Origin of the sequence: Burkholderia sp. HI2714, assembly GCF_002223085.1 — a bacterium.
Classification (GTDB): Bacteria; Pseudomonadota; Gammaproteobacteria; order Burkholderiales; family Burkholderiaceae; genus Burkholderia; species Burkholderia lata_D.
In genome coordinates, this window is the sequence record NZ_NKFM01000107.1 from 1 (window position 1) to 3,601 (window position 3,601).

General features: G+C 59.5%; 3 protein-coding genes and 1 pseudogene. 1 reads left to right on the top strand and 3 read right to left on the bottom strand.

Annotation, left to right across the window (positions count from 1 at the left end; genetic code table 11):
* Positions 1 to 71: 71 nt before the first annotated feature.
* The gene (locus CFB82_RS42950) at positions 72 to 266 is read right to left on the bottom strand and encodes a hypothetical protein (protein ID WP_143751079.1); all 195 of its coding nucleotides are present in this window, start codon (positions 264 to 266) and stop codon (positions 72 to 74) included.
* A 284-nt stretch (positions 267 to 550) separates the two neighbouring features.
* Positions 551 to 748, bottom strand: a pseudogene (locus CFB82_RS41060) (IS256 family transposase); the annotation flags it as partial.
* A 146-nt stretch (positions 749 to 894) separates the two neighbouring features.
* Between CFB82_RS41060 and CFB82_RS41065 the strand changes: the two are divergent.
* A complete protein-coding gene (locus tag CFB82_RS41065) occupies positions 895 to 2,628 on the top strand; it encodes a hypothetical protein (protein ID WP_143751080.1) in 1,734 nt (577 codons plus the stop codon).
* A gap of 567 nt (positions 2,629 to 3,195) precedes the next feature.
* Here the strand turns inward: CFB82_RS41065 and CFB82_RS44390 are convergent.
* Positions 3,196 to 3,601, bottom strand: a 406-nt coding sequence (locus tag CFB82_RS44390; protein WP_256990779.1) for a transposase, incomplete at its 5' end; no start/stop codon positions are given.

Consider the following 3,601-nt stretch of genomic DNA (forward strand, 5'->3'; position numbering starts at 1 on the left):
AGATAGATCGTGCCCATGATCCACGATCGTGGGCACGATCTCACGTGATCCTCACGGAACTCCCCAAGCTCTCACATCATGCCCCATGCGCGCGCGAATATGGAACTGGTCGCGCCGAGCCGCTTACGCCGATGCGGGTCAAGCGGCTGCTTGTTCGCGTCAACAGCCTGACTTTCCGTGGTGTTCACTGGCCGGGCGGAAGCCCTGGACGTCTCGTCGCGCGCCGTGGGCGAATAGGAGCTATTGAGGGACGGTGCGATTTTCATGAAAACTCCAATACGTGGAACCTTGACAGCAAGCAAAAGATGGGCGACTGCTACCGACGCTGAACTAGTCGATTGTTGATCGCGAAAGTGACAGGTCGGTCGAAAAAATTCCAACCATGTCTCTGTAGTCGGACATGCAAAACATAGTTGGACCAAGCCCTGCAAGGGATTGCCGGGAGCCGGCATTGTCACGTTGGCGAAGCGGTAGCGTAAGATGCGGACGGAGCTAATGTCTAGCTCCGGAGCTAATGTCAAATGTGGTGTACGAGGGTCGAGCGACATGATCAGGCGGCAAGCGGTTGCGCAGGAGCCGGTGTGCTCTCGGTCACCGGTGTTCCGTCCTTGAAGGTCACGCCGTTCAAGAGCGGTTCGATCTTGTCGACACCGCGAATGCGGCGCCACGACTGCTCAGCTGCTTCGACGAGCTTGAAGGCCATGCCGAGGAATGTCGCGCGTGACAGACAGTTTCGCGTGCGGGTCGTGTTTCAACTGACCGTCCGGGGGTGCACCGGTCGGCATGAGCGATTTTCGAATGCAAGACTTCGCAAATTTGCTAGCTTAGATCTACTGGAGACGACAACGTCAAACAAAGTGCCCGTAACCACAGGAAACCCGAGGAGAAATCTCTATGCCCGTCGGTCATGCGACTTCTTGGCCAAATCTAAGCTACATCAGCGGCCCCAACAACATCGCGACGTCACCCACACTGAATCGAAGCCAATCACTACCCAGTCTGTCGGAAACTGACATTGGCCACATCGAATCGAACCTGGCAGCTGCTGTGCGGCCCAACGTGATTGGAATTCCAGGAAAAGACGCAGCAGGTTTGCTCGAAAATGCCGCGAAGATCCTCGATGAGTATAACGGCGAGGTGATGTACGCGATGTCTTGCGAAAGTCGCGAACGTCCCGAAAACCTAGAGGTTGCGTTAACCCTTGAGGAAATCGCCAAACATGGGGCGGATCGCGGGATCGAGCGGTCAGCACCCGGCACACCCGCTCATGAACTGGCTCGGGAGGCTGCGGCTTTCCTACAGGACAGGCAGGAGGCGCAAGGCGGTGCGCCGCTCACCGCGCGGGAGCGTGCCATTGCGGTAATGGACTTCGCGGGGAGGATCATCAACAACGATTTCGAGGGAGGCTTGGGGCGCTGGGCAGCCAACGGCGCGAATGTTGGAATTCGCACTGGACTCATCGTCGGTCTGACGACGACGCTACGACAGCTGATCGGTTTTGGCATCGAAAAGGCATTACAGCTTGGCGACGCGCCCATGCCTGCCCGGGAGGTCATCGGTGCAGCGGCCATGCTGCTGGGACCGGCGTTGAACATTGCCGGCCTCGTGCGGGACGAGGCAAATCATACTGCCACGTCACAGTCGCGAACAGCGCGCGTGGCCATGTTGGCGCTGTCAATCGGCGCCCTCCTTGTCGCTTCCCAGACTGGTGAGCCATCGACGTTGGGTTCACTGATGAGTTCTTTTGGTCCGCAAATGGCCTCGTATACGCTGGCGCGTGACCTCGCTCAATTGTTTTTCCCCCTAAACGATAACGCACCCATTAACCTTGGCAGCGCTTTGGCCGGAGGTGCCGCATACAGCGCGGTCCAATTCGGCGTCGGGGAGGCCATGGATAGCTGGGCCCCAAGTTCAGGGGCGGGGCGTGTCATGGGCGCAGCCGCCGCAGCGGCTCGTGCGCCCGCGAGTGCTGCGGCGACCACCGAAAGGATGGTTGAGTGGTTCACCTCCAAGCCAGGTTCCACGTCGGCCGCTCATGCATCGCCCGTGAGCGCGGAATCGGTAAGTGATCGGGTCCGAAGCGCGATCGGCTCCCTGCAGCCCGACTTGGCACAAGATGTCACGCGCGGTGTCCTCAATGCAACCGCGGAAATTTTCGACGACTTGGTGCGGCCGGGCATCAGCCGCGCGTTACATGTGAGCCAAACTCAAGCGGCCATTCGGCGGGAGGCGCTGGAGGAGGGGCGCGATCCTGAGGCAGCCGTCGCCGCGCTGCCGAGGGAGGATACCGATGGCTTGCGAGTACGTGTCGCTGCGCGAATGCCGAACTCAACACAGGTTGCTGACCAGTTCCTGACAACTGATGCGATGCGCACTTCTGCATTCCAAACCATCATGGGGATAGCCATGAGTGCGGCCACCGCCTTGGAAGAAACTAATTTGTCTTCCGCCAACCAGGGGCACGTGATCAATGCGGTGGTTGCTGCCGTCGTCGCCCTGATTTATCAACCATTCCTCTACGCGCACGCACAGCGCACGCCCGCGGCGCTCCCCGAAGCTTCGCCCGCCGACTCACCAAATCGGGATATCCCGCGAGAAATGGAGATTCGGCGACGCCACATTTCTTAAGGGCACCTCGAATTACCGCTCTTTTGAGCTGACTCTGCCATGACACGCCGCGACTTGGCCGATTCGCGGCCCACACGACAGAGGTGGCGCCGCTTGTTCGGACAGGGTCCCGAGATTTTTAAGTGGAACCGTCGGAGCAGTCATGCTGCCGATTTGATCGCAGGCAGCGTCGCGAAGTATGCCTCATCCGGGAGCTATCGTCGAAAGTGGTGTACGGCGGACGGGCGGAATTTTGAGAAGGCGGTGGCGGTTTAGCTGAGAATGTTGCTTGTCAGGAGCACAACCATCGAACCCGGCGAAGGCCGGAACCGACCACCATGAAAAAGTGTACGAAAGAAGCGAACAGAGGTGGCGGCGGAAATTCGGACAGGCCGATAAGTGAGCTTCCCCCGAAATTTCGCTCTCCAAGAGGTCGGGTACACTCGACGGAATGGAAAGCAAAATGTTGAAGATACCGAAGCAGCAACACACGCCGGAATTCAGGACGCTTGCGGTGCAACGGGTGAAGGATGGCCAGAGTATTGGCTTTGTTCGACAGGGTATGCGCTCAGTTGGTTGCGGGCGCAATTAGGCTGTCTTGACGCAAATCGCCTTGCCGAAGCTGTTCCACCGGTTCACGAGGTTCGCAATGATCACGCCCTGCTGCTGCGATTCGAGTCGGCGCGTCAGCAGTCGCGCGCCGATGCAGCGTTTGATCCGCGAAATCTGCGCCTCGACCAGCGCGCGCTTGCCATACCCGTACTTGTGGTGGAACGCATGGATGCCTTTCTCCTTGATGTAGCCGACAATCTGGTCGTGCCAGCGTGTGGCCGGCTTAGCGTGAACCACCGCATTGGCCGGCGGCGCAATCACCGGCAGCACACCGCTGCTCGACCAGGCCTCGGATTGCGCGATGCTGTAGTACGCGCCGTCGGCAATCACGCAGTCGACGGGCGCATCGATCGCCAGCACGGCGGGCAGGCCCGACGCGTCG